A 17,176-nucleotide genomic window follows, 5' to 3' on the forward strand; every position below is an offset into this window, starting at 1 on the left:
CCATCAGCGCCGCGGGGTCGACCAGCTGCCCGGCAGGTCGTCGCGCGCGCTCGGCGCCTTTATCTGCTGGGCCAGCCAGTTCGGCCCCACCAGCAGAGGTTTCAGCAACGGGTTGGACTGCACCTGCGCCTTCAGTTTCTCGAACTGCATGACGTTATCGATGCGACGGTCGAGAAACTCCCAGCTGGCCTGGTGGTTCAGACTGTCGTCTCCCAGCCAATAGAGCACGGTCGAAGAATAAACGCCCGCAAGCGATCCCCGCTTGGTGTACCAGTTGATATCCTCCGAAGAATCGCCAAGCGCGGTCCAGATCGCATCCACCGTGCCCCAGATCAGCCGAACACCATCGCCTGCGTATTGTGGCAGCGAAAACAAAGTGGTGCCACGGCGCACGGCCTCCTTATCGTCGACGACCTCCAGCCGCAGACGCACCGCCCGTGCGATCTTGTCGCGAAACCGCAGGCCGGTCATGTCCTCTTGCGCCAATCGCTCAAGCATCAGCTGATCACCACGCCTGTGAAAGGCAACCGCCAGATCTACCGCGCCGCGTGGGCACAACGCCTCCGCCAGCGCCGGGTCAACCCCGGCGTCCGCCACAGCTGCAGAGAATGTCGAGGCGCTCCAGCCATCAAAGGGCACATGCAGTAATGCGGCATTCAGCAGCCGCTCGATGGTGTCGCCCGCCTCAGGCACGGAGCGCGGGTCGGTGTGATCCTCAATCGTCATGATATCGCCTTCCGAAATCTCATCTCTCTCTAATCGCAATCGCGTCTTCTGGACACCGGGTATCACCTGCGGCGCGGACAGACACGCCCGGACCGTTTGGCTCAGCGACAATGACGCATCAAACAGCTACAGGAGCATCTGCACCGCCCCTGCCCGGCACTGGACAAGCTAGCACGACCTTGCTATATGGCCAGCTCCTGCAAATCCTTGCAACTCAACTTAGAAAGGTGGTGAAAACCACATGCAGGTTAGTGTTCGCGACAATAACGTCGATCAGGCGCTTCGTGCCCTGAAGAAAAAGCTGCAGCGTGAAGGCGTCTTCCGCGAAATGAAGCTCAAGCAACATTTCGAGAAGCCGTCCGAGAAAAAAGCGCGTGAGAAAGCTGAAGCGATTCGCCGTGCCCGTAAACTGGCACGTAAGAAAGCACAGCGCGAAGGCCTCCTCTGAGCCCTTTGATCCGCAGTTCTGGACGCAAAATTGACGACCCCCGAGGCTTTGCCGCGGGGGTTTGTCGTTTTTGCCCTCCCCGAAAATAGCGAGTGCGACAATCCGTCGCCTATAAAATTAATATTTTATCAAAAAATACACGCAATACGTGTGTTCGTTTCAGGAAAACTGCGCTAGTCTGGTTAATGCACGGGCAGGCTGAAGCGTTTCCCCAGCAGCTGCCCGCTCCATCGGATCTGGAACACCCGGTGGTTTAAACCCGGAGCAGGCAGCGTCTCCCCCCCATCAGGCGCTTGTCTTACCCCCTTACAACCAAGGCATTTGCCGCTCCGGGTTCCTTCTCTCCTCAGAGCCCACGGGTAGACAGCGCCCTGACTGCGCTTTCCCTAACAGCCCCGCACCACGCCTGCGCGCCCGCCCGATCAGGCGCAGCCAGGGCCCGGTCCCGGCGGCTGTCCAGACGCGACAAACGGCCTGCCGTCAGTAGATCTTGGGCACGTAGAGGTCATCCGGCAGCACCCGGCGTTCGTAATCGGGCTTGTACTCCCGGTCCGGCAGCGAGACCCGTTCGCTCGGCACCTCGCTATATGGAATCTTCGTCAGCAGATGCTCGATACAGTTCAGCCGCTCGCGCTTCTTGTCGTTGCCCTCGACGATATACCAGGGCGCTTCCGGGATATTGGTGCGCTCGAACATATCTTCCTTGGCCTTGGTATACTGCTCCCAGCGGATTCGGCTCTCCAGATCCATCGGCGACAGCTTCCACTGTTTCATCGGATCATGGATCCGCATGAGAAACCGCAGCTGCTGTTCTTCATCGGTGATGGAGAACCAGTATTTCAGCAGGATGATGCCCGACCGAACCAGCATCCGCTCGAATTCGGGAACGTCCTGAAAGAACTGTTCGACCTGGTCATCGCTGGCAAATCCCATGACCCGCTCCACCCCGGCGCGATTGTACCAGGAGCGGTCAAAGAGCACGATTTCACCCGCCGCCGGCAGATACGGCACATAGCGCTGGAAATACCACTGGCTCTGCTCACGGCGGCTGGGGGCGGGCAAGGCCACCACCCGCGCTACCCGCGGGTTCAGGCGCTGGGTGATCCGCTTGATCACCCCGCCCTTGCCTGCGCTGTCGCGGCCCTCAAACAGAATGCAGACCTTTGCCCCAGTGTGCTGGACCCAGTCCTGCACCTTGATCAGCTCCGCCTGCAACCGCAGCAGATTGCGGAAATAGACCTTACGGTCCAGCATCTCCGGATGCTGTGAGCGATAGATCTTGCGCAGCTCCATCGACAGCATCGGTTCGGCGAACTCGATCTCGAAATCTTCGTCCAACGTGTCCTGAAGTTCAGCGTCCAGCCAGTCAAAGGAATCAGGGTCATACTCGCTGGTCACGCTCGGGCTCCTTGGTCGGTTAGTGGTCAGTCACGCGGCAGTAGCAGGCGGATGTGATTGTTTCATGTCACACCATACCGTCGCAGAGATCCGTCGGCACTCCGCGCCGTCACTGCCAACAGGCCATCGCTCCCCGTGGCGCGACCGCCGACAGGGTCAGAACAGGGAATCGAATAATCCGAACGGGCGCAAGGGGGCACGGTGCGAGAAACGCCAATTACGCGCGATGATCACTCAAAATCATGTCAGCTGCCTTTTCCGCGATCATGATTGTGGGGGCATTGGTATTGCCGCTGGGAATCACCGGCATCACACTGGCATCAACCACCCGCAGCCCCGCCACTCCGCGCAGCCGAAGCGCCCCATCCACCGGCGCCGCCTCCTCGATGCCCATCCGCACCGTACAGGTCGGGTGAAATATCGTGGTGCCGATATCACCCGCTGCCTGCATCAGATCCGCCTCCTCATCGGATCCGCCGCCCGGCTTCAGCTCCTCCGGCAGATAGCGGCGCATGGCGGACTGCCCCATGATCGCGCGTGCCTGCCGGATCGCGGCGACCGCGACCTGACGATCGCCTGCGGTTGACAGGTAATTGGGTGCAATACGCGGCGCCTGCATCGGATCGGCGCTGGTGATCGCCACCTCACCCCGGCTTTCGGGCCGCAGGTTGCACACACTCGCCGTCAGCCCCGGAAAGTCATGCAGCGGCTGACCAAAGGCCTCCAGCGTCAGGGGCTGCACGTGATACTCCAGATCCGGCGTCGCCAGATCCGGGCGCGACCGTGAAAACGCACCCAGCTGACTGGGCGCCATCGACATCGGGCCAGACCGGCGCAGCGCATATTCGGCAGCGATCTTCACCTTGCCAATCAGCGAGTTTGCCAGCGTGTTCAGCGTCTTTGCCCCGCTCAGCCGCCAGGCGCAGCGCAGCTGCAAATGATCCTGAAGGTTCCGCCCAATCTCAGGTAGGTCACGATGCACCTCGATCCCATGCGCCCGCAGCAGTTCCGCCGGACCCAGGCCAGAGAGTTGCAGGATCTGAGGGCTGTTGATTGCGCCCGCCGACAGCACGATTTCCCCCCGCGTCCGCGCGGTCCTGACCACGCCCCCCTGGCTGTACTCCACGCCCACCGCCCGGCCCTCTTCGATCAGAATGCGCCGTGTATGGGCGCCGGTCTCGACCTTCAGTGTCTCGCCGGTTGCGGTCCGCAGAAACGCCTTTGCGGTGTTCATCCGCAAGCCGCCACGCTGATTCACCCGGAAGTAACCGACTCCTTCGTTGTTACCGGTGTTGAAATCCGTGACCTTTGGCAGCCCCCAGTCCGCGGCCGCCTGCATCCAGTCGTCCAGCACATCCCAATGCAGCCGCTGGTTTTCCACCCGCCATTCGCCGCCCGAGCCGTGCAGATCGGACGGCCCTTCGACATAATCCTCTGACTTCTTGAAATAGGGCAGAACGTCGTCCCAGCCCCAGCCGGTCAGGCCGCGCTGACGCCAGCCGTCATAATCCGCCGCCTGTCCGCGCAGGTACAACATCCCGTTGATGGAGGAACAGCCGCCCAGCACCTTGCCACGCGGATAGATCAGCGCCCGCCCGTTCAGCCCGGCCTCGGCCTCGGTCCGATACATCCAGTCGGTACGCGGATTGTTGATGCAATAGAGATATCCCATCGGGATATGCACCCAATGGTAGCTGTCCCGGCCTCCCGCTTCCAACAGCAGCACGCGCTGCCCTGCGGCACTCAACCGGTTGGCCAGCACACACCCCGCGCTGCCCGCGCCAATGATGATATAGTCCCAGTCCATATGCCCCCGCCCGCGACGATCCTGCCGTCTTGTTCTGCCGGAGCAGTCTTTCCCAGATCACGGAGCCTGACAAGCCGCCCTGCCACAGGGGCGCTGCCCCGGTCAGACCGGCAGCGCCGTGGTCTTGAACACCGTACGCAGCGCAAAGGAGCTTTGCATCTGCGCCACGCCGGGCAGTCGCGTCAGATGCTGGCGATGGATGCGGGCGAAATCATCGGTGTTTTCAGCCACCACTTTCAGGATGTAATCCGCCGTTCCCGCCATCAGATGACATTCAAGCACATCCGGAATGCGTGCCACTGCCTTCTCAAACGCGTCCAGCAGCTCGTCGGCCTGGCTTTGCAGGGTAATCTCCACAAATACCGTTGCGGGCAGGTTCATCTTGCGTGCATCCAGCAGCGCGACATAATTGCGGATATAGCCATCCGCCTCCAGGCGCTGGACCCGTCGGTGGCAGGCCGACGCCGACAGGTTAACCTGTTCGCTCAGCTCTGCGTTAGAGATCCGGCCCTGCTTCTGCAACACCTGCAAGATCCGACGATCCGTGTGATCAAGTGACATATGGTGAAAGATCCTTCGTCAAAGTTACAATATATTCGAAGAACCTTCGATCTGCACCTTTTTAATCTGCCCAAAAAAGAAGCACTTTTCACTGCGCCTGCGGCACAATAGCGCAAGCATGTAGGAGGAGTGATTACATGAAAATCGGATGCCCCACAGAGATCAAGCCGCAGGAATTCCGCGTCGGCATGACGCCGGACGCCGCCCGTGAAGCCGTTAACCACGGACATTCTGTCCTGATCCAGGCCGGTGCTGGCATGGGTGCAGGTTTCACCGATGAGGATTACGTCGCCGCTGGTGCCGCCATCATCGACACCGCCGAAGAGATCTTCGCCACCGCCGACATGATCGTGAAGGTCAAGGAACCCCAGGCCGTTGAGCGCAAGATGCTGCGCGAAGGCCAGCTGCTGTTCACCTATCTGCACCTGGCCCCCGATCCGGAGCAGACAAAGGACCTTCTGGAAAGCGGCTGTACCGCCATCGCCTATGAAACCGTGACCGACGACCGTGGCGGCCTGCCGCTGCTGGCGCCGATGTCCGAAGTGGCCGGCCGTCTGGCCCCGCAGGTTGGCGCATACACCCTGCAAAAGGCAAACGGTGGCCGTGGCGTTCTGATGGGCGGCGTGCCCGGCGTGGCCCCCGCCAAGGTTGTTGTGATCGGCGGCGGTGTGGTCGGCACCCATGCGGCCAAGATCGCTGCGGGCATGGGCGCAGATGTCACCATTCTCGACCGGTCGCTCACACGCCTGAAGTACCTCGACGATGTCTTCGGTCGCGACTTCAAGAACCAGTATTCCACCGCTGGTGCCACCGCTGAGCTGGTCCGTGACGCCGATATGGTGATCGGTGCGGTTCTGATCCCCGGTGCCGCGGCGCCGAAACTGGTCTCCCGTGCACAGCTCAGCGAGATGAAGCCGGGTGCGGTTCTGGTCGACGTCGCTATCGACCAGGGCGGCTGCTTCGAGACCTCCAGAGCCACCACCCACGCCGACCCGATCTACGAAGTCGACGGCATCATGCACTACTGCGTGGCCAACATGCCGGGCGCCGTCGCGCGCACCTCGACCCAGGCTCTGGGCAATGCGACCCTGCCCTTCATGCTGAACCTCGCCAACAAAGGATGGAAACAGGCCTGCGCCGATGATCCGCACCTGCTGAACGGTCTGAACGTCCACGCGGGCAAGCTGACCTATTTCGCCGTCGGCAAGGCACTGGGTATCGACGTCGTCTCCCCACAACTGATGATCAAGTAACACCTCCCTCACACTTGGCATCAGCCTGAACAAGGCCCCGCAATCGCGGGGCCTTGTCGCATTTTCAGCAGGTTTGATCCGCCGCAGAAATAATTCTGCAAGCGCCACTAGACAATCGGTCTAGTCAGCTTATGTCTAGCGTCATGAGTGAGACACGCATGCAAATTCTGGACACCGGCCGCAAGCTGACCGCACAGCGCGGCTACACCTCGGTTGGCCTGACCGAGCTGCTGAGCACGGCGCAGGTGCCCAAAGGCTCCTTCTATCACTATTTCGCCTCGAAAGAGGATTATGGCTGCGCGCTCCTGCGCCACTATGTTGATCAATACCGGCTGGAGATCCGGCACACGCTGAATGATCCTGAACAATCGGGGCGGGATCAGGTGCTGGGCTATTTCCGCTGCTGGAAAGATCGCCAGATCTCCGGCAACGCAGAGCAGAAATGCCTGATCGTGAAGCTAGCAGCAGAAGTGTCCGATCTGTCCGCCGACATGCGCGCGATCCTGCAACACGGCGTGGAATCGATCGTCGCCCGCCTGTCCGACTGCCTTCGCGGCGCGCAGGCGGATGGGTCTCTGGCCGCCAGTGTCGATCCAGACCAGACCGCCACAACCCTCTACCAGATCTGGCTGGGCGCCAGCCTCATGGCACATCTGTCTCAGGACGGCGCGCCGTTTGAAACCGCCATGTCCCAGACCCTGATCATGCTCCCACCACCGCAGAGCTGATCCGCGCCAAAAAAATTTTCCAGCCACTAGACGATCGGTCTAGTTCGTAACTTCATCAGAGAGGAACCATCCCATGCCACAGTCCGACAGCACCAACCGCAAATTCGTCCTCGCAGAGCGCCCCAAGGGTGAGCCGACCGACAGCACCCTGCGCCTGGAAACCAGCGACATCCCGACCCCCGGCGAAGGCCAGATGCTGCTGCGCAACGAATACCTGTCGCTGGACCCCTACATGCGCGGCCGGATGAGCAGCGCCCCGTCTTATGCCGCTCCGGTCGAAATCGGAGAGGTCATGGTGGGCGGCACCGTTGCCCAGGTCGTGACCTCCAACCTTCAGGGGTACGAACCGGGCGACTGGGTTGTCGCCTTCGGCGGCTGGCAGGACTATGCACTGTCTGATGGAACCCTCACCATCAATATGGGCAAGACCCCGCAGAACCCCTCTTGGGCGCTTGGTGTTCTGGGCATGCCCGGTCTCACCGCCTGGGCGGGTCTCACCCAGATCGGCCAGCCAAAGGAAGGCGAAACACTGGTGGTCGCAGGCGCCAGCGGACCCGTGGGCGCGACCGTTGGCCAGATCGGCAAGATCCTCGGTTTGCGCGTTGTTGGCATCGCCGGCGGGGCCGAAAAATGCCAGCATGTCGTCGACACTTTGGGCTTTGACGCCTGCATAGATTACAAGACTGATAGCTTTGCCGACGATCTCGCCAAGGCGGTCCCGGATGGCATCGACATCTATTTCGAGAACGTCGGCGGTGCAGTCTTCGATGCGGTGATGCCGCTGTTGAACCCCTCGGCTCGGATCCCGCTCTGCGGCCTCATCTCCCAGTATAATGCCACCGCCCTGCCCGACGGCCCCGACCGGATGAACTATCTGATGGGCCAGCTGCTGCGCAAGCGCATCACCATGCGCGGCTTCATTGTCTTTGACGATTTCGGCCACCTCTACCCGGAGTTCGCCAAGCAGATGACCGGCTGGGTACAGGACGGCAAAGTGAAATACCGCGAGGAAATGATCGAAGGTCTGGAACAAGCGCCCGCCGCATTCGTTGGCCTCCTGAGAGGCGAGGCCTTTGGCAAACGCGTCATTCACCTCGCCGACTGATCTGAACTTCATATGGAAAGGAGACCCGAGATGAAAATCCTGATGATTCTCACATCCCACGACCAACTGGGCGACACGGGCGAAAAAACCGGCTTCTGGCTGGAGGAATTCGCCGCCCCCTACTACGTGTTCAAAGATGCCGGAGCCGAAGTCACGCTGGCCTCGCCCAAGGGCGGCCAGCCGCCACTTGACCCCAAAAGCGACGATGACAGCGCCCAGACCGAAGCCACCCGCCGGTTCAAGGACGATCCCGCCGCACAGGGCGCCTTGGCCAACACCAAGGTGCTGTCCGAGGTGACAGACGCAGGTTTCGATGCGATCTTCTACCCCGGTGGCCACGGCCCGCTCTGGGATCTGGCCGAAGACGCCGACAGCCGCCGCCTGATCGAAGGGTTCGCCCGGAGCGACCGCCCGGTCGGCGCCGTCTGCCACGCCCCGGCCGTGTTCCGCCACACCGAGGGGGCCGATGGCAAACCGCTGGTGGCGGGCAAGCGTGTCACCGGATTCACCAACACCGAGGAAGAGGCCGTTGGCCTCACCGATGTGGTGCCCTTCCTGGTCGAGGACATGCTGAAAGCCAATGGCGGCCTATATGAAAAACAGGACGACTGGGCGGAATTTGCCATCATCGACGGCAAGCTGGTCACCGGACAGAACCCGGCCTCCTCCGAGGATGCAGCCCGCAAGCTGATGTCGCTTCTCTAACGACGCGCGACAGACCACCAATAAAAAGGCCGCCCTCCATCACGGGGGCGGCCTTTTCCGGTCTCGCAGAACAGCACGATCAGATCGCTTCTTTCATGCTTTCTTCCAGATAGATCTCGCGCAGGCGCTTGGCGATCGGGCCCGGCGTACCATTGCCCAGCGCTACACCATCAATTTCAACAACCGGCATCACAAAAGCAGAAGCCGAGGTGGTAAAGGCCTCATCCGCCGCCTTGGCTTCCTCGATGGTGAACAGGCGCTCTTCCACTTTCAGCTGCGCCTCTTCCGCCATGCGCAGAACCGCCTTGCGAGTGATGCCGTGCAGAATGTCATTGGACAGCGGGCGGGTGACGATCACGCCATCCTTGACGAAATAGGCGTTGTTCGACGTCCCCTCGGTCACATGACCATCCTCGATCATCCAGGCGTCATCTGCGCCGGCCTTCTTGGCCATCATCTTGCCCATGGAGGGGTAGAGCAGCTGCACGGTCTTGATGTCGCGACGGCCCCAGCGGATGTCCTCGATCGAGATGATCTTGGCGCCTTTCTTGGCTGCCGGGCTGTCCGCAAGACCGGGTTTGTTCTGGGTAAACAGCACCAGCGTCGGCTGGGTATCGGCAGAGGGGAACACAAAATCACGATCCCCGTCCGAGCCACGGCTGACCTGCAGATAGACCAGGCCTTCCTCGATACCGTTCAGTTCAACCAGCTTGCGGTGGATCTCCAGCAGCTCTTCCTTCGAGCAGGGCTCCGCCATCTCCAGCTCATCCAGCGAGCGCTTCAGACGCACGGCGTGACCTTCGAAATCGATCAGCTTGCCGCCCAGAACCGATGTCACCTCATAGACCGCATCCGCCATCAGAAAGCCGCGGTCAAAAATGGAGACCTTGGCTTCGGTCTCGGGCAGGTATTCGCCATTCACATATACGGTACGGGTCATCTTGGTCTCCTTAACCCCACAAGGCTGCGTTCGGCGGGTGCACGCCGGCTGCGTCGAAATTCAACGGTTCCTCGCGGTCTTCGGCCAGAAGCAGCGGCCCGTCAAGGTCCGTGACCACCGCACCCTGCGCCACCAGTGTCGCAGGGGCCATCGCCAGAGACGATCCCACCATGCAGCCGACCATCACATCAAAGCCCCGCGCCAGTGCCGCCTCGCGCAGTTTCAGCGCTTCGGTCAGCCCGCCGGTCTTGTCCAGCTTGATATTGATGACGTCATATTTTCCTTCAAGCGCAGCAAGGCTCTCACGGTCATGGCAGCTCTCATCGGCGCAGACCGGCACCGGCCGCTCCATCCCCAACAGGGCCTCATCCTCTCCCGCGGGCAGCGGCTGTTCGACCAGCGCCACACCCAGCCGCACCAGATGCGGGGCAAGATCGGCATAGACCTCCGCGCTCCACCCCTCATTGGCATCAACGATGATCCGCGCATCAGGCGCACCCGCGCGCACGGCTTCCAGGCGGGCCATATCGTCAGCGGTCCCCAGCTTGATCTTCAGAAGCGGACGATGGGCATTCTTCGCTGCCTGCGCCTGCATGTTTTCAGGGCTGTCAAGCGACAGCGTATAGGCGGTGATCTCGGGCTTTGGCTCAGGCAGACCTGCCAGCTCCCAGACGCGCTTGCCCGCCCGTTTCGCTTCCAGATCCCATAGCGCACAATCCACTGCGTTGCGCGCCGCCCCCGCAGGCAGGAGCGATTGCAGCTCTTCACGACCAAATGTCTCAGGCAGACCTTCAATCTCGGCGGTGACACTCTCAAGCGTCTCGCCATAGCGCGCATAGGGCACACATTCGCCCCAGCCCGTCATACCATCCTGCTCAATGCGGACCGTCAGCACCTTGGCCTCGGTGCGCGAGCCGCGGGAGATGGTAAAGACCTGCGCCAACTTGAAGGTATCGGGGGTCACGCTGATCTGCATGGCTGTCTCCATCACTGCGGTTTTAGTCAATCTCTATTTGGTCAAATCCGACCGCGCGGGATCCAACCGGACAAGGCGTCGGCAAGGACGCAGGCCCCGGATGTCATCTTTCCCGAAATACTCCCGCCGGAGGCTCCGATCCTGTCGGACCACCCCGGCGACAGCGAGGTTAGATCACACCGCGTTCAGCGCGTCCACCAGACGGCCAGCGCCATGGCGATAGGGGTCAACCGCAGGCAGACCCATCCGCGCCTCGACCTCGGCGAGGTAGGATTTCGCCTCTTCCTCGCTCAAATGCTGGGTGTTGACGGAAATGCCGACAACCTTGCAGTCCGGGTTGGAAACCTGCGCCAGCGGCAGCGCGGTATCACGCAGCTGCTCCAGGCTCGGCAGCTTATATCCCGGCAGGCCACGCATATGCTCACGGGTCGGCTCATGGCACAGGATCAGCGCATCCGGCTGCCCACCATGCACCAGTGCCATGGTCACCCCGGAATACGACACGTGAAACAAAGAGCCCTGACCTTCGATCAGATCCCAGTGGTCGTCTTCATTGTCCGGCGTCAGATACTCGACGGCACCGGCCATGAAATCCGCAATCACGGCATCCAGCGGCACGCCCTGGCCGGTGATCAGAATACCCGTCTGACCCGTCGCGCGGAAGGACGACTTCATCCCGCGTTCCTGCATCTCGGCATCCATCGCCAGCGCGGTATACATCTTGCCGACCGAACAATCCGTGCCAACCGCCAGACAGCGCTTGCCGCTGCGCTTCACCCCATTGGCGATCGGATAGCCAACAGTGGGCACGCGCACATCATGCAGGGTGCCGCCATGGGTCTGGGCAGCTGCCACCAGATCGCCCTCATCGCGCAGCAGGTTGTGCAGGCCAGACGCCAGATCATAGCCCATCTCGAGGGCCGCAATCAGCACCTCTTTCCACGCCGGAGAGATCACGCCGCCCCGGTTGGCAACACCGATCACCAGCGTCTTGGCACCGGCGGCCTTGGCCTCTGCCAGCGTCATGTCGGTCAGCCCCAGATCGGCACCACAGCCCGGCAGGCGGATCTGGCCCACCGCATGGTCGGGCCGCCAGTCACGGATACCGATGGCCACCTTGGCAGCCAGCATATCGGGCGCGTCGCCCAGAAACAGCAGATACGGGGTCTCGATCATGGCGGGGCCTCCTGAGTAAAAGTCGAGTTCCGCGCGAGTGTAAGAGAGCCGCTCTGCGAGAGGCTCCCGAATTCCGCGCAATATCCGCAGGTCAACGCAGATTTCTTCGACGTTTTTGCAAATTACACGAAGATTATTCGATCCTCGCGACGGATGCGCGCGTTCCTTGCTTGGTTGCGCCCGCAGGCACGCGTCAGAGCTGCCGCTTTCTGCATCTGCAATGCTGCGCTTGCACAAATTCCTTGCAGGTTGGATCGTAATTTAATACCAAAACAGAAGGAAAATTTGACACTTCATTACTCAAAGGTCGCCAGCATGAGTTTTCGCATCCAACCCGCCGCCCCGGCCCGCCCCAACCGTTGCCAGTTGTTCGGCCCCGGCTCCAACACCAAGCTCTTTCCCAAAATGGCGGCCTCGGCAGCGGATGTGATCAACCTCGATCTGGAAGATTCGGTAGCCCCCTCCGACAAGGACAGCGCCCGCGCCAATGTGATCGAGGCCCTGAACACGGTCGATTGGGGCAACAAATACATGTCGGTGCGCATCAACGGGCTGGATACGCCCTATTGGTATCGCGATGTTGTGGATCTTCTGGAACAGGCCGGTGACCGCCTCGATCAGATCATGATCCCCAAGGTGGGCTGCGCTGAAGACGTCTATGCGGTCGACGCGCTGGTCACCGCCATTGAACGCGCCAAGGGCCGCAGCAAACCGGTATCCTTTGAGGTGATCATCGAATCCGCTGCGGGCATCGCCCATGTCGAAGCCATCGCCGCCAGCAGCCCACGCCTTCAGGCCATGTCGCTGGGTGCGGCGGATTTCGCGGCCTCAATGGGCATGCAGACCACCGGCATCGGCGGCACGCAGGAAGACTACTACATGCTGCGCGCGGGCGAAAAACACTGGTCCGATCCCTGGCACTGGGCGCAGGCCGCCATCGTTGCCGCCTGTCGCACCCATGGCATCCTGCCGGTGGACGGTCCATTCGGAGATTTCTCTGATGACGAGGGCTATATCGCCCAGGCCAAACGCTCCGCCACGCTGGGGATGGTCGGGAAATGGGCCATCCACCCCAAACAGATCGCACTGGCCAATCAGGTCTTCACCCCGTCACAAGAGGCAGTCTCCGAGGCCCGCGAAATCCTCGCCGCAATGGAAACTGCCAAGGCCAACGGCGAAGGTGCCACCGTCTACAAGGGTCGCCTGGTCGATATCGCCTCGATCAAACAGGCCGAGGTGATTGTCGCCCAATCGGACCTGATCGCCAGCAACAGCTGACCCAGAAAGCCGGGAGCGCAACCGCGCTCCCGCCCAGCCACAGGCGCAGACCATGACCGACCTCACGCTCATCCATACGGCCGACGTCCATGTGGCAACCTTCGAGGCGCTGGCCGGCTCGGCAAAACTGCACCACATTGTCCGCCCCGACTGGCTCGAACGGGCGCAAAATGGCATCGACGACACCCTGCGCGAGGAGGTCACCGCCGAGATCCGCCAGGTCACCGGTCCCGCCCTGTGCACCTGCACCACGCTGGGCGAGCTGGCGGAAACCGCTGGCGCCACGCGACTCGACTGGCCGATGATGCAGGCCGCCGCCCAGATCGGCGGTCCGGTGCTGCTCGCCTACTGCCTGGACAGCACCCGCGCGGCCTCCACTGCGCTGCTCGAACGCGCCTTCGCCCAAAATGGCCGGACCGCCGAGATCCGCAGCCTGCCGCTGACCGGCCTCTGGCCTCATTTCACCAATGGCAACAGTGAGTTGTTCCACACCGAGATCGCCACCTGGATCAGCACCAGCCTGGCCTTGGTGGCTGATACCGCCTGTGTGGTCCTGGCGCAGGCCTCGATGGCCGGGGCTGCTGATCTCGTAAAAACGGAGATCCCCGTACTGGCCTCCCCTGCCATCGCCATGCGCGCCGCCCTGGCCGAAGGGTAACAGCAGCCCTGTCACCTTTCGTCAAATACTCAAAAATACCACCACCCCGGCGCTCAGGCCCGCAGATCCTTGGGCGATCCCATGACCACATAGGTGGTGATCGAAGTGACATAAGGCGACGTGCCCAGAATATCGGTGTGAAACTTCTTGTAACTTGGCAGATCTGCGCATTCGACCCGCAGCAGATATTCGATGGTGCCGGTGATATTGTGGCACTCCACCACCTCCGGCGCCTGTCGCATCGCAACCTCAAAGGCCTCCTGCGCCTCCTTGGTGTGTTCGCCAAGGCCAACGCCGATATAGGTGACAAACCCCACGCCCAGCGCCTGACGGTTCAACACCGCACGGTAGCCGGTGATGAGACCGCTGCGCTCCATCTCTTGTACCCGGCGCAGACAGGCCGAGGGCGACAGACCAACCCGGTCGGCCAGCTCCAGATTGCTGATCCGCCCGTCCCGGGTCAGCTCACGCAATATCTTGTCGTTTATTTGATCAAGTTTCGCCATTTGTTGCAAAACATGATCCATTCACGCAGAGAACGCAATTTCATTCATGCCGAGACCCTGCATTTTCATCGCCATGACTTATGAACTCTTCCTCGCCCTTGCGGCTTTTGTCTTCGGCACTGTTTTCACGCCCGGTCCCAACAATCTGATGTTGATGGCCTCAGGCGCCAATTTCGGTTTCCAGCGCACCCTGCCACATCTTCTTGGCGTGGCGATCGGTTTTCCGCTGATGATCCTGCCGGTCGGCCTTGGCGTGATGCAGCTGTTCGACGCCTTCCCGCCACTCACCTGGATCATGACCGCCCTGTCGGTGGCCTATATGCTCTGGCTGGCCTGGAAGGTCGCCAATGCGGCCCCGCCGCAGGACGGCGAGGCACAGGGCACACCGCTCAGCTTTCTTCAGGCCTGCGCCTTCCAATGGGTCAACCCAAAGGCCTGGGCAATGGCACTCGGCGCGATCACCCTCTATGCGGCCAGCCGCGATGTGACGGCGATCCTCTGGGTATCGGGCACCTATCTGCTGATTGGCAGTTTCTCGGCCTCGACCTGGACCATTCTGGGTCAGCAACTGCGACGGCTGCTGACCCGGCCCGCTCAGCTGCGGGCATTCAACTGGACCATGGCGGCGCTGCTGTTGGCCTCGCTGGCCGCGATCCTGCTACAGGGCTGACACTCACTTCAGCGGCAGGCAGATTTCGGTCAGCAGCTCCTCCGGCGCGACCTGATGCGGATCATTGAGATAGATCTCGTAACAGGGCGCATCGGCCGGCTCTTCCTGCGACTGCGGCAACCAGGCCCCGAACAGATCGCCATAGGCGGCATGTATCCCTGAGTATGGCCCCTTGTAAGTCAGGACTGCGGTCTTGCCGCCGGGCAAGACAACCTCTTCCATCCCCTCCGGCAGGACGCTGTCATCGGCCGTGCTGGCCCCGGCGAAGCTGCGCAGCTCCGCATCCGGAACAGCATCCGGGCTGTCGAGGTAGACACCGATCATCTGGCGCATCTGCGGCCAGAGATTACGCGCGGTACAAAGCGCGGAAAAGGCCTCGAAACTGCGACCAATCTCGCTATAGGCGCCTTTGTGGGCAAGCGCGGCTAGCCTGCGGCCGGGTTCGGTGCGAAGGGTAACGGGTAACATGGGTTCTCCTTTGGCAATCAGATTGGGATTTGGCGGCAGAAGACGGCCCCTTTTGCGAAACGCAGCGGGCGACACCCCATAGGCATCGGCGAAAACACGGGCAAAAGAACGTGGATTGGGATAGCCGGCAGCCTCGCCGATACGCTCGATCCGCGCGCTGCCCTGCACCAGAGCGGTCGCCGCCAGATGCAGCCGGATACGGCGCACCGCCTGCGCGCAGGTTTCCCCGGTCAGGGCGCGAAACACCCGGTGCCAATGGAACCGCGACATCGCCGCGACATCCGCCAGCGCATCCAGCGACAGATCCCCCTCGGGGTTGTCGTAGATATACGCCAGCACACGCAGAATGCGGTCCTCATAGGAGTTGCTCATCGGAAAACGTCCCTCTTCTGACCGGTTTTGGATGCCATAGCAACACTTCACAAATCTTGCTGAGTTGCATCCGCCGCCCCTTGAGGCCATATATCGGGCAAACCGCTCGAGTGAGACGACATGACCCAGTACATGGATTTTGAGAAACCGTTGGCCGAAATCGAAGGCAAGGCGGAAGAACTGCGCGCCCTGGCCCGGGCCAATGAAGAGGCCGATCTGACAGATGAGGCCGCAGCGCTAGACGCCAAGGCGGCGCAGTTGCTGATCGATCTTTACAAGGATCTGACCCCCTGGCGCAAATGTCAGGTCGCGCGTCACCCCGAACGGCCGCATTGCCGCGATTACATTGATGCGCTGTTCACCGAATACACGCCACTGGCCGGTGACCGGAACTTTGCCGATGATCTGGCGGTTATGGGCGGCCTGGCCCGCTTCAACGACCAGCCGGTGATGGTTATCGGCCATGAAAAAGGGTCCAACACCAAGGCCCGCATCGCCCATAACTTTGGCATGGCCCGCCCCGAAGGCTACCGCAAGGCCATCCGCCTGATGGAAATGGCCGGTCGTTTCGGCCTGCCCGTGGTGACCCTTGTGGACACCGCAGGCGCCTATCCCGGCAAAGGTGCCGAAGAACGCGGCCAATCCGAAGCCATTGCCCGCTCAACCGAGATGTGCCTCAAGATCGGTGTACCGCTGATCTCCATCATCATCGGCGAAGGCGGCTCCGGTGGTGCCGTGGCCTTTGCCACCGCGAACCGCGTCGCGATGCTGGAACATTCGGTTTACTCCGTGATCAGCCCCGAAGGCTGCGCCTCGATCCTGTGGAAGGATGCCGAGAAAATGCGTGAAGCCGCCGAAGCCCTGCGCCTTACCGCCCAGAACCTCAAGGAGCTGGCCGTGGTGGATAAGATCATCCCGGAACCGCTCGGCGGCGCCCATCGCAATGCCGAAGCCGCCTTTGAGGCGGTGCGCGGCGCGCTGGCGGAGATGCTGGCCGAGCTGGAGGGCAAAGATGCCGCCACGCTGATCAAGGACCGGCGCCAGAAGTTCCTGGACATCGGCTCCAAGGGGCTGGCGGCCTGACGCCTTCCCCGCCCTGAAGTCCGCATCCTTGCGGCGCCGGGCGGATATCGGCCCGGGCCAGGGCGCATGGCCATCACTACAGCAGCCGACAAAGCCGACCCTCGCCCGGTCGGCTTTGTGACATCAGCGGTGCATCACCGGATGCCAACCAGCAACTGAGCAAAGCGGCCCGCACTGCTGGCCCGGTCTCGCCGTCCTCATCGGCCAGACAGGAGGGATCGGTCATCCAGCTCCCTCCGATCCTCGATCAGCGCCGGCCCTCAGGGCAACGGTACGCAAGCGCTCCCGCGGCCACGCGTCACCGGCTTACGCCGCTGC

The 17,176-nt window shown here is 61.7% G+C and carries 18 protein-coding genes; 9 read left to right on the forward strand and 9 right to left on the reverse strand.

Annotated elements, in window-relative coordinates; all coding sequences use genetic code 11:
- Window positions 1-3: 3 nt before the first annotated feature.
- Entirely contained in the window at window positions 4-726 is a 723-nt protein-coding gene (locus tag VWY75_RS07905) for a COQ9 family protein (RefSeq protein ID WP_416538205.1), read from the reverse strand.
- 241 nt (window positions 727-967) lie between these two features.
- Here VWY75_RS07905 and rpsU point away from each other — a divergent pair, with 241 nt between their 5' ends.
- Window positions 968-1,174 carry a 30S ribosomal protein S21 gene (rpsU, locus tag VWY75_RS07910; protein ID WP_005614280.1) on the forward strand — a complete coding sequence of 69 codons (207 nt, stop codon included), beginning with the start codon at window positions 968-970 and terminating at the stop codon, window positions 1,172-1,174.
- Window positions 1,175-1,654: 480 nt separating this feature from the next.
- On the opposite strand, the gene ppk2 is transcribed toward rpsU, so the two are convergent.
- The 3 genes from ppk2 to VWY75_RS07925 all read right to left on the reverse strand — a co-directional run bounded on the left by ppk2 (window position 1,655) and on the right by VWY75_RS07925 (window position 4,940).
- A complete protein-coding gene (gene ppk2 / locus VWY75_RS07915) occupies window positions 1,655-2,572 on the reverse strand; it encodes a polyphosphate kinase 2 (RefSeq protein ID WP_340546697.1) in 918 nt (305 codons plus the stop codon).
- Between the two features lie 217 nt (window positions 2,573-2,789).
- On the reverse strand, window positions 2,790-4,379 hold the full coding sequence (locus VWY75_RS07920; RefSeq protein ID WP_416538204.1) for a GMC family oxidoreductase: 1,590 nt from the start codon (window positions 4,377-4,379) through the stop codon (window positions 2,790-2,792).
- A gap of 102 nt (window positions 4,380-4,481) precedes the next feature.
- Entirely contained in the window at window positions 4,482-4,940 is a 459-nt protein-coding gene (locus VWY75_RS07925; RefSeq protein WP_014875917.1) for an Lrp/AsnC family transcriptional regulator, read from the reverse strand.
- 137 nt (window positions 4,941-5,077) lie between these two features.
- Between VWY75_RS07925 and ald the strand changes: the two genes are divergently transcribed.
- From ald to VWY75_RS07945, 4 genes are all read left to right on the forward strand, one after another.
- Complete coding sequence (gene ald / locus VWY75_RS07930) at window positions 5,078-6,193, forward strand: alanine dehydrogenase (protein WP_340546695.1); 1,116 nt, start codon at window positions 5,078-5,080, stop codon at window positions 6,191-6,193.
- 158 nt (window positions 6,194-6,351) lie between these two features.
- On the forward strand, window positions 6,352-6,921 hold the full coding sequence (locus tag VWY75_RS07935; RefSeq protein WP_416541649.1) for a TetR/AcrR family transcriptional regulator: 570 nt from the start codon (window positions 6,352-6,354) through the stop codon (window positions 6,919-6,921).
- Window positions 6,922-6,994: 73 nt separating this feature from the next.
- Window positions 6,995-8,026 (forward strand): NADP-dependent oxidoreductase, encoded by a 1,032-nt coding sequence (locus tag VWY75_RS07940; RefSeq protein WP_416538202.1) that lies wholly within the window; start codon window positions 6,995-6,997, stop codon window positions 8,024-8,026.
- A 30-nt stretch (window positions 8,027-8,056) separates the two neighbouring features.
- Window positions 8,057-8,731 (forward strand): type 1 glutamine amidotransferase domain-containing protein, encoded by a 675-nt coding sequence (locus VWY75_RS07945; protein WP_416538201.1) that lies wholly within the window; start codon window positions 8,057-8,059, stop codon window positions 8,729-8,731.
- A gap of 79 nt (window positions 8,732-8,810) precedes the next feature.
- Here the strand turns inward: VWY75_RS07945 and VWY75_RS07950 are convergent, their stop codons facing one another.
- The 3 genes from VWY75_RS07950 to dgcN form a co-directional block, all read right to left on the reverse strand.
- Window positions 8,811-9,671 carry a D-amino-acid transaminase gene (locus tag VWY75_RS07950; protein ID WP_416538200.1) on the reverse strand — a complete coding sequence of 287 codons (861 nt, stop codon included), beginning with the start codon at window positions 9,669-9,671 and terminating at the stop codon, window positions 8,811-8,813.
- 10 nt (window positions 9,672-9,681) lie between these two features.
- Window positions 9,682-10,647: an N-acetyl-D-Glu racemase DgcA gene (gene dgcA / locus VWY75_RS07955; RefSeq protein WP_416538245.1), complete on the reverse strand. Its 966-nt coding sequence runs from the start codon at window positions 10,645-10,647 to the stop codon at window positions 9,682-9,684.
- Between the two features lie 174 nt (window positions 10,648-10,821).
- On the reverse strand, window positions 10,822-11,823 hold the full coding sequence (dgcN, locus tag VWY75_RS07960; RefSeq protein WP_340546689.1) for an N-acetyltransferase DgcN: 1,002 nt from the start codon (window positions 11,821-11,823) through the stop codon (window positions 10,822-10,824).
- 315 nt (window positions 11,824-12,138) lie between these two features.
- Between dgcN and VWY75_RS07965 the strand changes: the two genes are divergently transcribed.
- Window positions 12,139-13,101, forward strand: coding sequence for an L-malyl-CoA/beta-methylmalyl-CoA lyase (locus VWY75_RS07965; protein ID WP_340546688.1), 963 nt, complete (start codon window positions 12,139-12,141; stop codon window positions 13,099-13,101).
- 52 nt (window positions 13,102-13,153) lie between these two features.
- Window positions 13,154-13,759 (forward strand): hypothetical protein, encoded by a 606-nt coding sequence (locus tag VWY75_RS07970; protein ID WP_416538199.1) that lies wholly within the window; start codon window positions 13,154-13,156, stop codon window positions 13,757-13,759.
- Window positions 13,760-13,812: 53 nt separating this feature from the next.
- Here the strand turns inward: VWY75_RS07970 and VWY75_RS07975 are convergent, their stop codons facing one another.
- Complete coding sequence (locus VWY75_RS07975; protein WP_416534626.1) at window positions 13,813-14,265, reverse strand: Lrp/AsnC family transcriptional regulator; 453 nt, start codon at window positions 14,263-14,265, stop codon at window positions 13,813-13,815.
- Window positions 14,266-14,338: 73 nt separating this feature from the next.
- Between VWY75_RS07975 and VWY75_RS07980 the strand changes: the two genes are divergently transcribed.
- Complete coding sequence (locus VWY75_RS07980; protein ID WP_416538198.1) at window positions 14,339-14,935, forward strand: LysE family translocator; 597 nt, start codon at window positions 14,339-14,341, stop codon at window positions 14,933-14,935.
- Window positions 14,936-14,938: 3 nt separating this feature from the next.
- Here the strand turns inward: VWY75_RS07980 and VWY75_RS07985 are convergent, their stop codons facing one another.
- Window positions 14,939-15,775, reverse strand: a complete 837-nt coding sequence (locus tag VWY75_RS07985) for an AraC family transcriptional regulator (protein WP_416534627.1) — start codon at window positions 15,773-15,775, stop codon at window positions 14,939-14,941.
- Between the two features lie 120 nt (window positions 15,776-15,895).
- Between VWY75_RS07985 and VWY75_RS07990 the strand changes: the two genes are divergently transcribed.
- Window positions 15,896-16,858: an acetyl-CoA carboxylase carboxyltransferase subunit alpha gene (locus VWY75_RS07990; protein ID WP_340546683.1), complete on the forward strand. Its 963-nt coding sequence runs from the start codon at window positions 15,896-15,898 to the stop codon at window positions 16,856-16,858.
- The last annotated feature ends 318 nt before the right edge of the window (window positions 16,859-17,176 follow it).

Source organism: Phaeobacter sp. JH20_08 (assembly GCF_048056635.1).
Taxonomy (GTDB): domain Bacteria; phylum Pseudomonadota; class Alphaproteobacteria; order Rhodobacterales; family Rhodobacteraceae; genus Phaeobacter; species Phaeobacter bryozoorum.

Coding starts and splice junctions, on each gene's coding strand:
- VWY75_RS07940 (WP_416538202.1), top strand. CDS start 6,995: ATGCCACAGTCCGACAGCACCAACCGCAAATTCGTCCTCGCAGAGCGC.
- VWY75_RS07945 (WP_416538201.1), top strand. CDS start 8,057: ATGAAAATCCTGATGATTCTCACATCCCACGACCAACTGGGCGACACG.
- dgcN (WP_340546689.1), bottom strand. CDS start 11,823: ATGATCGAGACCCCGTATCTGCTGTTTCTGGGCGACGCGCCCGATATG.
- VWY75_RS07905 (WP_416538205.1), bottom strand. CDS start 726: ATGACGATTGAGGATCACACCGACCCGCGCTCCGTGCCTGAGGCGGGC.
- VWY75_RS07980 (WP_416538198.1), top strand. CDS start 14,339: ATGACTTATGAACTCTTCCTCGCCCTTGCGGCTTTTGTCTTCGGCACT.
- VWY75_RS07935 (WP_416541649.1), top strand. CDS start 6,352: ATGCAAATTCTGGACACCGGCCGCAAGCTGACCGCACAGCGCGGCTAC.
- dgcA (WP_416538245.1), bottom strand. CDS start 10,647: ATGCAGATCAGCGTGACCCCCGATACCTTCAAGTTGGCGCAGGTCTTT.
- VWY75_RS07990 (WP_340546683.1), top strand. CDS start 15,896: ATGACCCAGTACATGGATTTTGAGAAACCGTTGGCCGAAATCGAAGGC.
- VWY75_RS07985 (WP_416534627.1), bottom strand. CDS start 15,775: ATGAGCAACTCCTATGAGGACCGCATTCTGCGTGTGCTGGCGTATATC.
- VWY75_RS07925 (WP_014875917.1), bottom strand. CDS start 4,940: ATGTCACTTGATCACACGGATCGTCGGATCTTGCAGGTGTTGCAGAAG.
- VWY75_RS07920 (WP_416538204.1), bottom strand. CDS start 4,379: ATGGACTGGGACTATATCATCATTGGCGCGGGCAGCGCGGGGTGTGTG.
- VWY75_RS07950 (WP_416538200.1), bottom strand. CDS start 9,671: ATGACCCGTACCGTATATGTGAATGGCGAATACCTGCCCGAGACCGAA.
- ald (WP_340546695.1), top strand. CDS start 5,078: ATGAAAATCGGATGCCCCACAGAGATCAAGCCGCAGGAATTCCGCGTC.
- rpsU (WP_005614280.1), top strand. CDS start 968: ATGCAGGTTAGTGTTCGCGACAATAACGTCGATCAGGCGCTTCGTGCC.
- VWY75_RS07975 (WP_416534626.1), bottom strand. CDS start 14,265: ATGGCGAAACTTGATCAAATAAACGACAAGATATTGCGTGAGCTGACC.
- VWY75_RS07965 (WP_340546688.1), top strand. CDS start 12,139: ATGAGTTTTCGCATCCAACCCGCCGCCCCGGCCCGCCCCAACCGTTGC.
- VWY75_RS07970 (WP_416538199.1), top strand. CDS start 13,154: ATGACCGACCTCACGCTCATCCATACGGCCGACGTCCATGTGGCAACC.